This window comes from Benzoatithermus flavus, assembly GCF_037908215.1.
Taxonomy (GTDB): domain Bacteria; phylum Pseudomonadota; class Alphaproteobacteria; order Geminicoccales; family Geminicoccaceae; genus Benzoatithermus; species Benzoatithermus flavus.
On record NZ_JBBLZC010000070.1, the window covers coordinates 1 to 1,127 of the forward strand.

Genomic DNA, 1,127 nt, shown 5'->3' on the forward strand with positions numbered 1-1,127 from the left:
GCGGCAGCTCGAGCAGCGGCACGTGGCGATGCATGTAGGGATCGAGAGCGATCTTCACGTGGGTCCTCCCTGATGGCGTCGGGGCCTCGGCGCGGCCCGGTCAGGTCGCGAGCGTGAACGCGTGGCGGAACCGTTCGAGCGCCAGCTCGCTGTCGCGCGACGCCCAGGCCTCGAGGCCGATCGTGCCGCGATAGCCGAGTGCGGCGAGTGCTCGCGCCACGGCCGGGTAGTTGATCTCGCCGGTGCCGGGCTCGTACCGGCCGGGCACGTCGGCGACCTGGATCTCGCCGATGAACGGCGCGGCGCGACGAACGAGCTCGATCAGGTTCCCCTCGCCGATCTGCGCATGGTAGAGGTCGAGGTTGAGCCGCAAGTGCGGGTGATCGACGGCCTCGACCAGGGCCAGCGTGTCGGCGGCGCGGGCGAACGGCACACCGGGGTGGTCGACCGCGGTGTTGAGGTTTTCGAGCACGAAGATCACACCCGCCCGCTCGCCGAGCGCGGCGACGCGCGCCAGCGTGTCCCGGGCCTTCAGCCACATGGCACCGGTGACCGCGTGGACCGGCTTCACCGGCAGCCCGCCTGCGCCGAGCCCGGTGCCGTGCAGGTTGAGCCGGGGGCAGCCGAGCCGCTTGGCGACGGCGACGGACTGCTCGGCCGTGCGGAGCAGCGCGCCCGTGCCATCCTCGGTGAGGAGATCGCCCTCGATATAGCCGGTCATCGAGGAGAACACGGCACCGGTGCGCGCGAGCGCTTCGATGTCGTGTCTGGTCCAGTCCCAGATCTCGACGTGAAAGCCGAGTGCCGCGATCCTCCTGACCCGCTCGACGGCGGGCAAGTCGAGGAACAGCATCTCGGCACAGGCGGCAAGCGTGAACAATTCGGGCTCCTCGGATCGGCTGTGGGGCAACGGTTCGTTCATGGTACCAGGTACCCCGAACGGGGAAGGGCAGGAGACGCCTTCCTCTCCCGCCCTGTCGGAAGTCTGCTTCGGTCGGCCGGTCAGCGGTAGAAAGCCGGGCGTTCGCGCGGCGCCACCTCGATCCGCTCGCCGGTGCGCAGCGCCTCGAGCGCGGCGTCGCAGACCGCCTGCGCGGCATAGCCGTCCCAGGCGTCGGGACCGGTCG

1 protein-coding gene is annotated in these 1,127 nt (G+C 70.7%); it reads right to left on the reverse strand.

Features of this window, described 5'->3' with window-relative positions; all coding sequences use genetic code 11:
- Positions 1-100: 100 nt before the first annotated feature.
- The gene (locus U1T56_RS24085; RefSeq protein ID WP_418162031.1) at positions 101-922 is read right to left on the reverse strand and encodes a TIM barrel protein; all 822 of its coding nucleotides are present in this window, start codon (positions 920-922) and stop codon (positions 101-103) included.
- Positions 923-1,127: the final 205 nt, after the last annotated feature.

Excerpts from the sequence above, each read along its gene's own strand:
- U1T56_RS24085 (WP_418162031.1), bottom strand. The coding sequence starts at position 922 with ATGAACGAACCGTTGCCCCACAGCCGATCCGAGGAGCCCGAATTGTTC.